This window comes from Azospirillum sp. CT11-132, from assembly GCF_047302835.1.
GTDB lineage: Bacteria > Pseudomonadota > Alphaproteobacteria > Azospirillales > Azospirillaceae > Azospirillum.
This window is the reverse complement of the sequence record NZ_JBGLZA010000009.1, coordinates 256,355-269,165: the sequence shown is the minus strand read 5'-3', so window position 1 is coordinate 269,165 and position 12,811 is coordinate 256,355. Positions and strand designations below refer to the sequence as shown.

At 68.6% G+C, this 12,811-nt stretch carries 11 protein-coding genes; 8 read left to right on the top strand and 3 right to left on the bottom strand.

Annotated features, from left to right (window positions below):
- Nucleotides 1-12 precede the first annotated feature (12 nt).
- Nucleotides 13-795, bottom strand: coding sequence for a GntR family transcriptional regulator (locus ACCD06_RS32830; protein ID WP_109073397.1), 783 nt, complete (start codon nt 793-795; stop codon nt 13-15).
- Between the two features lie 298 nt (nt 796-1,093).
- Here ACCD06_RS32830 and uxaC point away from each other — a divergent pair, with 298 nt between their 5' ends.
- From uxaC to ACCD06_RS32810, 4 genes are all read left to right on the top strand, one after another.
- Nucleotides 1,094-2,494: a glucuronate isomerase gene (gene uxaC / locus ACCD06_RS32825; protein WP_413346547.1), complete on the top strand. Its 1,401-nt coding sequence runs from the start codon at nt 1,094-1,096 to the stop codon at nt 2,492-2,494.
- Between the two features lie 234 nt (nt 2,495-2,728).
- Nucleotides 2,729-4,252: a UxaA family hydrolase gene (locus tag ACCD06_RS32820; RefSeq protein WP_413346545.1), complete on the top strand. Its 1,524-nt coding sequence runs from the start codon at nt 2,729-2,731 to the stop codon at nt 4,250-4,252.
- Nucleotides 4,253-4,294: 42 nt separating this feature from the next.
- Nucleotides 4,295-5,278, top strand: coding sequence for a DMT family transporter (locus ACCD06_RS32815; RefSeq protein ID WP_413346543.1), 984 nt, complete (start codon nt 4,295-4,297; stop codon nt 5,276-5,278).
- 46 nt (nt 5,279-5,324) lie between these two features.
- On the top strand, nt 5,325-6,245 hold the full coding sequence (locus ACCD06_RS32810) for a sugar kinase (protein WP_413346541.1): 921 nt from the start codon (nt 5,325-5,327) through the stop codon (nt 6,243-6,245).
- Between the two features lie 25 nt (nt 6,246-6,270).
- Here ACCD06_RS32810 and ACCD06_RS32805 read toward each other — a convergent pair whose 3' ends face one another.
- Entirely contained in the window at nt 6,271-6,873 is a 603-nt protein-coding gene (locus tag ACCD06_RS32805) for a TetR/AcrR family transcriptional regulator (RefSeq protein ID WP_413346539.1), read from the bottom strand.
- 73 nt (nt 6,874-6,946) lie between these two features.
- Here ACCD06_RS32805 and bdcA point away from each other — a divergent pair, with 73 nt between their 5' ends.
- Nucleotides 6,947-7,660 carry an SDR family oxidoreductase gene (gene bdcA / locus ACCD06_RS32800; protein ID WP_413346537.1) on the top strand — a complete coding sequence of 238 codons (714 nt, stop codon included), beginning with the start codon at nt 6,947-6,949 and terminating at the stop codon, nt 7,658-7,660.
- Nucleotides 7,661-7,786: 126 nt separating this feature from the next.
- Here bdcA and ogt read toward each other — a convergent pair whose 3' ends face one another.
- On the bottom strand, nt 7,787-8,401 hold the full coding sequence (gene ogt, locus ACCD06_RS32795; protein WP_413346535.1) for a methylated-DNA--[protein]-cysteine S-methyltransferase: 615 nt from the start codon (nt 8,399-8,401) through the stop codon (nt 7,787-7,789).
- Nucleotides 8,402-8,743: 342 nt separating this feature from the next.
- Here ogt and ACCD06_RS32790 point away from each other — a divergent pair, with 342 nt between their 5' ends.
- The 3 genes from ACCD06_RS32790 to ACCD06_RS32780 are packed head-to-tail and all read left to right on the top strand — an operon-like array spanning nt 8,744 to nt 12,664.
- A complete protein-coding gene (locus ACCD06_RS32790) occupies nt 8,744-10,054 on the top strand; it encodes an NAD(P)-dependent oxidoreductase (RefSeq protein WP_136701060.1) in 1,311 nt (436 codons plus the stop codon).
- Nucleotides 10,055-10,072: 18 nt separating this feature from the next.
- Nucleotides 10,073-11,356, top strand: a complete 1,284-nt coding sequence (gene preA, locus ACCD06_RS32785; protein ID WP_413346533.1) for an NAD-dependent dihydropyrimidine dehydrogenase subunit PreA — start codon at nt 10,073-10,075, stop codon at nt 11,354-11,356.
- A 39-nt stretch (nt 11,357-11,395) separates the two neighbouring features.
- The gene (locus ACCD06_RS32780) at nt 11,396-12,664 is read left to right on the top strand and encodes a Zn-dependent hydrolase (protein WP_413346531.1); all 1,269 of its coding nucleotides are present in this window, start codon (nt 11,396-11,398) and stop codon (nt 12,662-12,664) included.
- Nucleotides 12,665-12,811 lie beyond the last annotated feature (147 nt).

The following is a 12,811-nucleotide window of genomic DNA, read 5'->3' as shown; positions in this document are numbered from 1 at the left end:
TAGACCGGCCCCTTAAACCGGATCGCCGGGCGCGGTGAAGTAACGCGGATAGTCGCGGCGGATGTCGGCGATCGAGATCTGCAGGTCGTCCAGATGGTCGTCCAGCGCCTTGATGGCGGCCGCGGGATCGTTGGCCGCCACCGCTTCGAGGATGGCGGCATGCTCCGCGATCACCTCGGCGATGCGGCCGCGCACCGGCAGGGTCAGCAGACGGTAGCGGTCGATCTGCACCTTGGTCTGCTGGATCAGCGTCCAGAATCCGGGATAGCCGGCGATCTCCGCGATCAGCGCGTGGAACGCCTCGTCGGCCTGATGGAACCCTTCATAGTTGGCGGTTTCCTGCATCTCCCGCTGCAATTCCAGATTGGCGCGGAGCGCGGCGATCTGGCTGCGGCTGGCCCGCGCCGCCGCATAGCGCACCGTCGCCTCCTCCAGCGCCTTGCGGATGGCGAAGGCCTCCGGCAGGGCGTCCAGCGGGATGCGCGACACGAAGGTGCCTGATTGCGGGAAAATCTCGATCAGCCCCTCGTCGGCCAGCTTCAGCACCGCCTCGCGCACCGGCGTGCGGCTGACGCCATAGGCCTCGGCGATCTGCTTCTCGGCGATGGCGTCGCCGGGCTTGCGCTTCAGCGAGACGATCTCCGCCCGCAGATCGCGGTAGATGCGCGACGCCACGGTCGCGGCGCGGCGCGGCGGACGGACCGCCGCGGCCGGGGCCGCAGCGCGGCGCACGGTTGCGGAGACCAGGCCGCCTTCATCCTCTGTCGTCGCGACCTTCTTCACCGATGGCTCCATTCCGGCAGGCATGTATCCGGGCAGCGCACCGCCGCCCGTGGGATGTTCGTCATACCCGTCAATCTACCCGTCCCCCTTCACCAAGGTCAAATCCATCGCCACCCTCTCAAACGGATCGGGTGCGGCGACTGGGCGCAGGCCGCACTGGCACAGATGCCGCGAAATGGGAACGATTGGGCTTGCAATCCAATCTGATATATTAATATTATACGACCAGCCGGTAGGGACGGTCCCCCGCACGGACCCCGCCTTTTCCCCACCCTGCTTTTGTCCTTCTCTTGCAGCGTAGAGGCTTCCGATGCTTCACCCCGACCGTCTTTTCCCGAGCGACCCGACGCAACGCGACATCGCGCGCCGCCTGTATGGCGAAGTCGCCGCCCTGCCGATCGTCAGCCCGCACGGCCACACCGATCCGTCCTGGTTCGCGAAGGACGAGGCGTTCCCCGATCCGGCCAGCCTGTTCGTCAAGCCCGACCATTATGCATTCCGCATGCTCTACAGCCAGGGAATTCCGCTGGAGCAGCTGGGCGTTCCGCGCAAGGATGGTGGCGAGACCTCGACCGATTCGCGCGCGATCTGGCGCCTGCTGGCCAGCAACTGGCACCTGTTCCGCGGCACGCCCACCTCGATGTGGCTGACCCATGCCTTCGAGACGGTGTTCGGCGTCACCGAGCGTCTGAGCGCCGCCAGCGCCGACCGCATCTACGACCAGATCGAAGACTGCCTGCGCAAGCCGGAATTCCGCCCGCGCGCCCTGTTCGAGCGCTTCAACCTCGAAGTGCTGGCGACCACCGAATCGCCGCTCGACCCGCTGGTGCACCACAAGGCGATCCGCGAGAGCGGCTGGAAGGGCCGGGTCATCACCGCCTTCCGCCCCGACCCGGTCGTCGATCCGGAGTTCGAGGGCTTCCGCGAGAACCTCGCCGAGCTGGGCCGCATCACCGGCAAGGACACCGCGACCTGGGACGGCTATCTCGCCGCGCTGGCCGACCGCCGCCTCTATTTCAAGAGCTACGGCGCCACCTCGACCGACCACGGCCACCCGACGGCGGCGACCGCCGATCTGGCCCGCGCGGAAGCCGAGAAGCTGTTCGACATCGTCCGCCGCGGCGGCGCCACGGCCGAAGAAGCCGAGCTGTTCCGCGCCCAGATGCTGACCGAAATGGCACGGATGAGCCTGGAGGACGGTCTGGTCATGCAGATCCATCCCGGGTCTTTCCGCAATCACAACGACCTCGTGTTCCAGCGCTTCGGCCGCGACAAGGGCGCCGACATCCCGAGCGGCACCGAGTATGTGCGGGCACTGAAGCCGCTGCTCGACCGCTTCGGCAACGAGCGCGACCTGACCATCATCCTGTTCACGCTCGATGAGGACAGCTACGCCCGCGAGCTGGCTCCGCTGGCCGGCCACTATCCGGCGCTGCGCGTCGGCCCGGCCTGGTGGTTCCACGACAGCCCCGAGGGCATGCGCCGCTACCGCGAGATGATCACGGAGACCGCCGGCTTCTACAACACGGTGGGCTTCAACGACGACACCCGCGCCTTCTGCTCGATCCCGGCCCGCCACGACGTGTCGCGCCGCGTCGATTGCAGCTTCCTCGCCCGTCTGGTCGCCGAACACCGGCTGGCCGAGGACGAGGCCGCGGAACTGGCCGTCGACCTCGCCTACCGCCTCGCCAAGAACGCCTACAAGCTGTGATTGGCTGAGCTGTAACGCCCAGATCCCCCTCTCCCCCCCGGGGAGAGGGTCGGGGTGAGGGGGAGGCAAGGCGTGGCTATCCCGAAAATCCTCGCAGTGCGTCCCCCTCACCCTAACCCTCTCCCCGCTTTCGGCGGACCAAAGGTCCGCCTGTCGCGTCAGCGCAAACGAAGTTTGCGCGTGAGCGGGGGAGAGGGGACATCGCGACATACGTCTCCTCAAGGACATCTTCCCATGGCATCGCTGACCATCCGCCTGCACCCCGCCGACAACGTCGTCGTCGCCGGCGCCGACCTGGAGCCCGGCACCGCCCTGCCCGGCACAGAAGTCGCGACCACCGGGCCGGTGCCGGCCGGGCACAAGGTCGCGGTGCGCGCCATCGCGCCGGGCGAGCCGGTGCGCAAGTACAATCAGGTCATCGGCTTCGCCACCGCGGCGATCCAGCCGGGCGACCATGTCCACGTCCACAACATGGGCATGGGCAGTGATTTCGAGCGCGATTACGCCTTCGGCGCCGACGTCCACCCGGTCGAAATGATCCCGGAGGCCGAGCGCGCCACCTTCCAGGGCATCGTTCGCCCGGATGGCCGCGTCGCCACCCGCAACTACATCGGCGTGCTGACCTCGGTGAACTGCTCCGCCACCGCGGCGCGGATGATCGCCGACCATTTCCGTGGGCCCGCGCTGGCGGCCTATCCCAACATCGACGGCGTCGTCGCGCTGACCCACGGCTATGGCTGCGGCATGGCCGGCAGCGGCGAGGTGATGGACACGCTGCGCCGGACCATCGCCGGCTACGCCCGCCACCCGAACTTCGCCGCGGTGATCCTGCTGGGTCTCGGCTGCGAGGTGAACCAGATCGACAAGCTGATGGAGGCCACCGGCCTTGAGGCGGGCGCCCGCGTCATCCCCATCGGCATCCAGGACATGGGCGGCACCGCCGCGGCGGCGCGCGAGGGCATCCGCCGGATCGAGGCGCTGCTGCCGGAGATCAACGACGTCACCCGCCAGACCCTGCCGGCCAGCCACCTGACGCTGGCGCTGCAGTGCGGCGGCTCCGACGGCTATTCGGGCATCACCGCCAACCCGGCGCTGGGCTATGCCGTCGACCTGCTGGTCCGCAACGGCGGCACCGCCGTGCTGAGCGAGACGCCGGAGGTCTACGGCGCCGAGCATCTGCTGACCCGCCGCGCCGTCCGCCGCGAGGTGGGCGAGGCGCTGGTCGAGCGCATCGGCTGGTGGGAGGACTACACCAGCCGCACCGGCGGCGAGATGAACAACAACCCGTCGCCCGGCAACAAGAAGGGCGGCCTGACCACCATCCTGGAGAAGTCGCTGGGCGCGGTCGCCAAGGGCGGCACCACCCCGATGACCGCCGTCTACCGCTATGCCGAGCCGATCACCGACAAGGGCTTCGTCTTCATGGACACGCCCGGCTACGACCCGGTGTCGGCGACCGGCCAGGTGGCGGGCGGCGCCAACGTGCTGTGCTTCACCACCGGCCGCGGCTCGGTCTTCGGCTGCAAGCCGACGCCCAGCCTGAAGCTGGCGACCAACAGCACGCTGTTCCGCCGGATGCCGGACGATATGGACATCGATTGCGGCGCCATCGCCACCGGCGACGCCTCGATCGAGGAGGTCGGCCGCGCGATCTTCCAGCTGGTGCTCGACACCGCGTCGGGCCGCAAGACCAAGAGCGAGGAACTCGGCGTCGGCGCCGATGAGTTCGCCCCTTGGCAGATGGGAGCGGTTATGTAAGGGGTCCGCCCCCTTATCGGAAACCGTTGAAGAGCCGGCACCATGCCTGACAGTTCCACCCCTCTCTCTGGCCCACACCGCGATCCCGGCCCCCAGCCGGTCAACGCGCCGCAGACGCCGATCCAGCCCACTGGATCGGCGTCCAAGGGCACGGAGCCGATGCGGGCGATCCTGCTGGTGGTGCTGGCGGTGGCCTGCCTGTCCTGCTCCGACGCCACGGCGAAATATCTCGGCCGGACCCTGCCGCCGGCCGAGATCGCCTGGATGCGCTATGTCGTCTTCACCGCGCTGGTGATGCCGCTGGCGTTGCGCGGCGGCTCGCTCCGGGTGCTGAGGACGACGCGGCCGGGGCTTCAGGTCGTGCGCGGCCTGGGCATGCTGGGCTCGGCGCTGTTCTTCATCATGGCGATGCAGCATCTGCCGCTGGCCGAGGCCGCGGCGATCAGCTTCGTCTCCCCCGTCTTCGTCACCGTGCTGTCGATCCTGCTGCTGAGCGAGAAGGTCGGCATCCGCCGCTGGGCGGCGCTGCTGGTCGGGCTGGCCGGCGTCATCATCGTCATCCGGCCGGGGGCGGACGGGTTCCAGCCGGCCTCGCTGCTGCCGATCCTGACCGCCTTCAGCTGGGCGCTCGGCCTTGTGGCGACGCGCAAGATGACGGTGCAGGAAAACCCGCTGACCACCATGGTGTGGAGCGCGCTGACCGGCCTGATCGTGCTGACGGCGCTGCTTCCCCTGCACGCCGCATGGCCGACGCCGTGGGAGATGCTGCTGGGGGTCTTCATCGGGCTGGTCTACACCCTGTCGCAATGGCTGCTGATCCTGGCCTACCGCCAGGGCGAGGCATCGGTGCTGGCGCCCTTCACCTATGTCCAGCTGATCTGGTCCACCGCGCTGGGATTCCTCGTCTTCGGTGCGGTGCCCGACCATTGGACCTTCGTCGGCACCGGCGTGATCATCGCCAGCGGCCTCTACACCGCGCATCGCGAACGCATGCGGGCACGGGAACGCCGCGCTGCGGCGGCATGAAATAATAAGGATTTGCCGGGGTAGTCCCGGCTTGCGGAGAACAAGCATGACCGACACGCCCAACCGCGTCGCCGCGCTCGGCGAATGCATGATCGAGATGTTCCGGCGGCCGGACGGGTCGCTGACCATGGGGTTCGGCGGCGATACGCTGAACACCGCGGTCTATCTGGCGCGTCTGGGCACGCCGGTCGATTATGTGACCGCTCTCGGCGACGACAGCATCAGCGAGGACATGATCGCCGCCTGGGCGGCCGAAGGGGTGGGCACCGGCCATGTCCTGCGCGTGCCGAACCGCCTGCCCGGCCTCTACCTGATCGAGACCGATGCCAGCGGCGAGCGCCGCTTCCTCTACTGGCGCGACCGCGCCCCGGCGCGCGAGCTGTTCGCCCTGCCGCAGACGCCGGAGCTGTCCAAGGCGCTGGAAGGCTACGGCATCGTCTACCTGTCCGGCATCAGCATCGCCATCCTGGGCGAGCAGGGCCGCGAGCGGCTGTTCGAGGTGCTGCAACGGGTCCGCGCGCGCGGCGGCAAAGTGGCGTTCGACACCAACTGGCGCCCGCGCCTGTGGCCGGACATCGAGACCGCCCGCGCCGCCTTCGACCGCATGCTGCGGCTGACCGACATCGCGCTTCCCGGCGTCACCGACCTGCGCGACCTCTATGGCGATGCCGATGCCGACGCCGTGCTGGCCCGCGTTCGCGACGCCGGTGTCTCCGAGATCGTGCTGAAGCTGGAACAGCCCGGCTGCATCGTGTTCCAGGACGGCAATGCCGTCGAGGTTCCCGCGCAGAAGGTCGCCACGGTGGTGGACACCACGGCGGCCGGCGACAGCTTCAGTGCCGGCTATCTCGCCGCCCGCCTGCGCGGCGAGGGTCCGGCCGACGCCGCCCGCGCCGCCCACAAGCTGGCTGCCGCCGTCATCCAGCACCGCGGCGCCATCATCCCGCGCGAGGCGATGCCGGCCTGAAACACCGCGGTTCCAGCCCCCAACGTCACCCTTCCGCCGCCAGTTCGCGGCGGAAGGCGCGGCCCGCCATCTGAGCGACAGCGGTAAGCGCCTCCTCGCCCATGCCGTCACGCGCCGCCGCCGACATTCCCTTCATCGTGATTGCGACGAAGTCCGTCAGCGCGTCGGCCCGCTCCGGCTCCTCCGTCGCGATGAAGTCCCGGATCGCCGCCACGCCGGCCTTTCTCATCGCCTCGGCCAGCGCGCAGGCCTCCGGATCGGCGCTGTTGCGCGCGCCGTCGAGCACCAGACAACCCGCCACCCCATTGCGCTCCGGATAGAGCCGCGCCGCCAGCAGCAGCGTGCGCTCGATCACCTCGGCCATGCTGCCGCCCTCGGCCTGCGCACGGGCGAAGATGTTCGCCTCCCCCGCCGCATAGCGCCGGAGCGCCCGCTCGAACAGCCCGGCCTTGCTGCCGAAGGCCGCATAGAAGCTCGGCGGCTTGATCCCCAGCTCCGCCCCCAGCTCGGCGACGCCCACGGCGTCGTAGCCGCGCGCATGGAACAGCTTCATCGCGGTCTCGACCGCCTCGTCCACATCGAAGGAGCGCCGCCGTCCCCGCGCTCCGGAGGATTCTGTAGCGACCACTATATTTTCTCCTTGCGCAAATCCCTTGCCTGAATTTATATAGCGATCACTATATTTTATCAAGGAGCGCATCATGGGTGAGTTCACCGGCCGCAAGATCCTGGTCCTCGGCGGCAGCCGCGGCATCGGCAAGGCCATCGTCCGCCGCTTCGCCAAGGCCGGCGGCACCGTCGCCTTCACCTATGCCGGGTCGAAGGACGCCGCCGAGGCGCTTGCCGCCGAAGCCGGCGCGGAGGCCATCCGCACCGACAGCGCCGACCGCGACGCCCTGATCGCCACCGTGGCCGACCGCGGCGCGCTGGACGTGCTGGTCGTCAATGCCGGCACGGCGATCCTCGGCGATCCGCTCACCTTCGAACCCGACGCCGTCGACCGGATGATCGACATCAACGTCCGCGCGCCCTACCACGCGGCGGTCGAAGCGGCCCGGCGCATGAATGACGGCGGGCGCATCATCGTGATCGGCTCGGTCAACGGCGACCGCATGCCCTTCGCCGGCGGGGCCGCCTATGCGCTGACCAAATCGGCGGTCCAGGGCATGGTGCGTGGCCTCGCCCGCGATTTCGGCGATCGCGGCATCACCGTGAACGCCATCCAGCCGGGTCCGACCCACAGCGACATGAACCCGGCCGACGGCCCGATGGCGCCCGCCATGCACAGCTTCATGGCGATCAAGCGCCACATCGACGCCGACGAGGTCGCCGAACTGACCGCCTACGTCGCCGGCCCGCATGCCGCGATGATCACCGGCTCGTTCCAGACCATCGACGGCGGCTTCGGCGCGTGATGATTGCCCTCTTCCTTCGCTAAACGATACACGCAGGAAGAGATCCCCTCTCCCCCGCTCACGCGCAAACTTCGTTTGCGCTGATGCGACAGGCGGACCTTTGGCCCGCCGAAAGCGGGGAGAGGGTTAGAGTGAGGGGGACGCACAGCGAGGATTCTCGGGATCGCCACGCAATGCATCCCCCTCACCCCGACCCTCTCCCCGGGGGGAGAGGGAGATTTCCCCCACCACCGCCCCCTCATGCGCCAGCAGCCAGCGCTTGCGCTCCACCCCGCCGCCATAGCCGGTCAGCGCCCCGCCGGATCCGATCACCCGATGGCAGGGCACCACGACGCTGATCGGGTTGGCGCCGTTGGCATGCCCCGCCGCCCGCACCGCCGCCGGACGTCCGGCCAGTGCCGCCAGTTCGCGGTAGGAAATGGTCCCGCCGCAGGGAATCCCGCGCAGCGCCGCCCACACCGCGCGCTGGAACGGCGTCCCGCCGGTGCGCACCGGCAGCCGGTCGATCACCGCAAGCTCGCCCGCGAAATAGGCATCCATCGCCCGCGTCAGCCCGCCCGGATCGGCGGACGGCCGCAATTCGTAACCGCCGGGATGGTGCAGGCGCAGCAGCCGGTGCAGCCGGTCCTCATGGTCGGTCCAGTCGATGGCGCGCAAGGCGCCGTCGGTGTCGGCGATCACGATCAGTTCGCCGATGGGCGTGGCGGTGCGGTCGATCAGCAGGTTGGACGGAGCGGACATGACGGCACCCTCTATCCTCTCGCATAAAGCGCTGCCGAAATTGAAGGCAGCGGGCGCAGGATGCAACCCTTTGATACGGCGTAATTTCCTGTTCCCACTCTCCCCATTTTCCATGCGTTTCTTGCGCTACGCCGCCAAAAGAGGCGCCGAAAGGCTGAGTTGCGTGCAATCCGCATGGCTGGCATGATGGAGCCATGCCTGTCCATATCGTCAGTTCTTGACCGAACAGTCAGCTTTTCCGCCGCCTCTGTGCCTTGGCAGTGCTGGTTGGTTCTCTTGGCACGCGGGTTGCTGACACTTCGGTAGACACGCCGCTCTGCGACCGAAGGGAAGCCATCCGCCATGACCCTGATCGCTACGCTCGCCGACACCGAAGACGACCGCGCCTCACCCTACACCGACCTCAGCCCGGCGATGACGCCGGTGCAGGCGCTGGCCGAGTCGAACCGTTGCCTGTTCTGCTTTGATGCCCCCTGCATCAAGGCCTGTCCGACCGGGATCGACATTCCGGCCTTCATCCGCTCGATCGCCACCGGCAACCTGAAAGGCGCCGCGACGACGATCCTGTCGGAGAACATCATGGGCGGCACCTGCGGCCGGGTCTGCCCGACCGAGACGCTGTGCGAGCAATCCTGCGTGCGCAACCGGGCGGAGGACCGACCCGTCGCCATCGGCCGGCTGCAGCGCCACGCCACCGACCGACTGATTGATGGCGAACCGGCCCACCCCTTCCCGCGCGCCACCGCGACCGGCAAGCGCGTCGCCGTGGTCGGCGCCGGCCCGGCCGGTCTGTCCTGCGCCCACCGCCTCGCCACGCTCGGCCATGAGGTGACGGTGTTCGAGGCGAAGGCGAAGTCCGGCGGCCTCAACGAATACGGCCTCGCACCCTACAAGATGGCCGATGATTTCGCCCAGCGCGAGGTCGCCTTCATCCTCGGCGTCGGCGGCATCAGCGTGGAGCATGGCCGCAGGCTGGGCGCCGACCTGTCGCTCGACAGCCTGCGTGCCGATTACGACGCGGTGTTCCTCGGCGTCGGCCTCGGCGCCAACAACCGCCTCGGCATCCCCGGCGAGGAGCGCGCGGGCGTCGAGGACGCCACCGCCTTCATCGAGCGTGTGCGTCAGGCGTCCCCCGGCCAGCCGCCCGCCGTCGGCCGCAGCGTCGTGGTGATCGGCGGCGGCAACACCGCCATCGACGCCGCCATCCAGGCAAAGCGCCTGGGCGCGGAGGACGTGACGCTGGTCTATCGCCGCGGCCGTGCCCAGATGGGCGCCACCGCCTGGGAGCAGGAGTTGGCCCAGACCGAGGGCGTCGTTCTCAAGACCTTCGCCGCCCCCAAAGAGATCGGCGAAACCACCATCACCTTCGAACGCACCCGGCTGAGCGACGGCACCCTGTCCGGCACCGGCGAGACCTTCACCCTCCAGGCCGACATGGTGCTGAAGGCGGTGGGGCAGAAACTATCGGCAGAAGCACTCGACGGCCTGCAGATCACCGGCGGCAAGATCGCCGTCGACGACGCCTACCGCACGACGCTCGCCAAGGTCTGGGCCGGCGGCGATTGCGTCGCGACGGGTGAGGATCTGACGGTCCAGTCGGTGCAGGACGGCAAGCTCGCCGCACTCGCCATCCACAGCCACCTGACCGCCTGAGGAAAGGGAGCCCACATCATGGCTGATCTTCGCAGCACCATCGCCGGCATCCGCTCCCCCAACCCCTTCTGGCTGGCCTCCGCCCCGCCGACCGACAAGGCCTACAACGTCGTCCGCGCCTTCAAGGCGGGCTGGGGCGGTGTCGTCTGGAAGACGCTGGGCGAGGACCCGCCGGTGGTCAACGTCTCCAGCCGCTACGGCGCGCATCTCGACACCGACCGCCGGATGATCGGCTTCAACAACATCGAACTGATCTCCGACCGGCCGCTGGACGTGAATTTGCAGGAGATCATCCAGGTCAAGCGCGACTGGCCCGACCGTGCCATGGTCGTCTCGCTGATGGCGACCATGACCGAGACGGCCTGGGCCGGGTTGGCCCGCCGCGTCGCCGAGACCGGGGCGGCGGACGGGCTCGAACTGAACCTCGGCTGTCCGCACGGCATGTGCGAGCGCGGCATGGGTTCCGCCATCGGGCAGGTGCCGGAGATGGTGGAGCAGGTCACCCGTTGGGTGAAGAGCGCCGTCAATTTGCCGGTGATCGTCAAGCTGACCCCCAACATCACCAACATCCTGTGGTCGGCGGAAGCGGCCAAGCGCGGCGGCGCCGACGCGGTGTCGCTCATCAACACGGTGAACTCCATCGTCGCGGTGGATCTCGACGCCATGGCCCCCACCCCCGTGGTCGACGGCAAGGGCAGCCATGGCGGCTATTGCGGCCCGGCGGTGAAGCCCATCGCGCTCAACATGGTGGCGGAGATCGCCCGCAACCCCGACACCCGCGGCCTGCCGGTCAGCGGCATCGGCGGCATCACCACATGGCGCGACGCGGCGGAGTTCCTGGCGCTGGGCGCCACCAACGTGCAGGTCTGCACCGCCGCCATGACTTACGGCTTCAAGATCGTCGAGGACATGATCGGCGGCCTGTCGAACTGGATGGACGAGAAGGGGTACCGGACCCTCGACGAGCTGAGCGGCCGGGCGGTGCGCAACGTCGTCAACTGGAACGACCTGAACATGAACTTCTCGACCAAGGCGGTGATCGATCCCGGCTTGTGCATCGATTGCGGCCGCTGCCACATCGTCTGCGAGGACACCTCGCACCAGGCGATCCGCATCGACGCAGGCGAGGGCCGCCGCGTCTTCACCGTGGTCAACGAGGAGTGCGTCGGCTGCAACCTGTGCAGCCATGTCTGCCCGGTGCCGGACTGCATCACCATGGTGCCGGAACAGACCGACCTGCCCTACGTCACCTGGCCCAACGACGCCCGCAACCCGATGCGCGTCCCCGAAGCCGCTGAATAACAAGCCGCCTCATAAGAACGACGTTCAGGAGAGAGCAACATGTCCACCCCGCAGAATGTCGCCGTGAACGGCTCGCGCCTGTGGCAGAGCCTGATGGACATGGCGCAGATCGGCGCCACGCCCAAGGGCGGCGTGTGCCGGCTGGCGCTGACCGACCTCGACAAACAGGGCCGCGACCTGTTCGTGCGCTGGTGCGAGGAGGCCGGCTGCACCGTGTCGGTCGACAAGATGGGCAACATCTTCGCCCGCCGCCCCGGCCGCGACGACAGCCTGCCCCCGGTCATCATGGGCAGCCATCTCGACAGCCAGCCGACCGGCGGCAAGTATGACGGCGTCTATGGCGTGCTGGCCGGGCTGGAGGTGGTGCGCAGCCTGAACGACATGAACTACGTCACCGAGGCCCCGGTGGAGGTCGCGGTCTGGACCAACGAGGAAGGCTCGCGCTTCGCCCCGGCCATGGTGTCGTCCGGCGTCTTCGCCGGGGTGTTCGATCTGGACTACGGCCTGTCCCGCGCCGACCTCGACGGCAAGACGATGGGCGAGGAACTGGCCCGCATCGGCTATGCCGGCGACCAGGAGGTCGGGGGCCGCAAGGTCGGCGCCTATTTCGAGGCCCACATCGAACAGGGGCCGATCCTGGAGATCGAAGGCAAGACCATCGGCGTCGTCACCGACTGCCAGGGCCAGCGCTGGTACGAGATCACCTTCACCGGCCAGGAGGCCCATGCCGGCCCGACCCCGATGGTCCGCCGCAAGGACGCGCTGCTGGGCGCCGCGCGCGTGGTCGATGCGGTCAACCGGATCGGCCTGAAGTACGGCCCGCTCGCCTGCGCCACGGTCGGGCTGATGCAGATCCATCCCAACAGCCGTAACGTCATTCCCGGCCGCGTCTTCTTCACCGTCGATTTCCGTCATCCCGACGACGGCATCCTCGCCGCCATGGACGGCGAGCTGCGCGCCGAGGTCGAGCGCATCGCCGGCGAGATCGGGCTGGAGACCGATTTCCAGCAGATCTGGTACTACGCCCCGATCAAGTTCGACGAGACCTGCGTCTCCGCCGTCCGCAAGGGGGTGGAGCGCACCGGCCACAGCTTCCGCGACATCGTCTCGGGTGCCGGCCACGACGCCTGTTACCTGTCGAAGGTCGCGCCGACCGCCATGGTCTTCATCCCCTGCATCGACGGCATCAGCCACAACGAGGTCGAGGAGACGACCCCGGAATGGTCGACCGCCGGCTGCGAGGTGCTGCTGCACGCCGTGCTCGACCGCGCCAACGCCATGGCCGAACAGGTGAAAACCCCCGCGTGATACTCTCCCTCTCCCGCCCCGGGAGAGGGAAGGGGCCCATGCGGAGCATGGGAAGGGTGAGGGGTCGGGCACGAAGCCACGCGCTTCGGGATTCTTGGATCACCCCTCACCCTCCCCACGCCTACGGCGCGGGTCCCCTCCCTCTCC

Bases quoted from the DNA above. Each gene is read 5' to 3' on its own strand.
- ACCD06_RS32830 (WP_109073397.1), bottom strand. From the start codon at position 795: ATGGAGCCATCGGTGAAGAAGGTCGCGACGACAGAGGATGAAGGCGGC.
- uxaC (WP_413346547.1), top strand. From the start codon at position 1,094: ATGCTTCACCCCGACCGTCTTTTCCCGAGCGACCCGACGCAACGCGAC.
- ACCD06_RS32820 (WP_413346545.1), top strand. From the start codon at position 2,729: ATGGCATCGCTGACCATCCGCCTGCACCCCGCCGACAACGTCGTCGTC.
- ACCD06_RS32815 (WP_413346543.1), top strand. From the start codon at position 4,295: ATGCCTGACAGTTCCACCCCTCTCTCTGGCCCACACCGCGATCCCGGC.
- ACCD06_RS32810 (WP_413346541.1), top strand. From the start codon at position 5,325: ATGACCGACACGCCCAACCGCGTCGCCGCGCTCGGCGAATGCATGATC.
- bdcA (WP_413346537.1), top strand. From the start codon at position 6,947: ATGGGTGAGTTCACCGGCCGCAAGATCCTGGTCCTCGGCGGCAGCCGC.
- ogt (WP_413346535.1), bottom strand. From the start codon at position 8,401: ATGTCCGCTCCGTCCAACCTGCTGATCGACCGCACCGCCACGCCCATC.
- ACCD06_RS32790 (WP_136701060.1), top strand. From the start codon at position 8,744: ATGACCCTGATCGCTACGCTCGCCGACACCGAAGACGACCGCGCCTCA.
- preA (WP_413346533.1), top strand. From the start codon at position 10,073: ATGGCTGATCTTCGCAGCACCATCGCCGGCATCCGCTCCCCCAACCCC.
- ACCD06_RS32780 (WP_413346531.1), top strand. From the start codon at position 11,396: ATGTCCACCCCGCAGAATGTCGCCGTGAACGGCTCGCGCCTGTGGCAG.